The sequence below is a fragment of the Actinomadura sp. BRA 177 genome (assembly GCF_013372625.1).
Lineage (GTDB): Bacteria > Actinomycetota > Actinomycetes > Streptosporangiales > Streptosporangiaceae > Spirillospora.
Genome location: NZ_JABXFD010000016.1, coordinates 1 through 445 on the forward strand (window position 1 = coordinate 1; position 445 = coordinate 445).

The 445-nt window shown below is 75.5% G+C and carries 1 pseudogene; it reads left to right on the forward strand.

Features of this window, described 5'->3' with window-relative positions:
- Positions 1 to 445 (forward strand): annotated as a pseudogene (locus tag HUX53_RS00060) (leucine--tRNA ligase); the annotation flags it as partial.

Genomic DNA, 445 nt, shown 5'->3' on the forward strand with positions numbered 1-445 from the left:
TGTTGCTGGGGTGTTCCGCGGTCACCTGGGTGGGCTGGGAGTGGCTTCCGGACTGGGCCCCCGTGGCCGTGCTTGGCGAGTACGGGCAGGGCGAGGTCATGCCCGGCCCGGCGCACGACCAGCGCGGCGTGGACTTCGCGCTGAAGTTCGGCCTGCCCGTCCGCGTCGGCGTCGAGACCGGGCGGCCCGACCCCGCCGAGACCGGCGTCGCCACCCCCGGCGACGGCGCCGTCGTCAACTCCGGGCCGATCGACGGGCTGACCACGGCCGACGGCATCGCCCGCATCACCGAGATCATGGCGTCCCGCGGAACCCGACCCGCGTCCGACAACTTCCGGCTGCGCTGCTGGGTGGTGTCGCGGCGGCGGTTCTGGTGCCGCCCGCTCCCCATCCACCACTGCGCGGCCTGCGGGGAGGCCCCCGTCCCGGACGAGCAGCTGCCGGG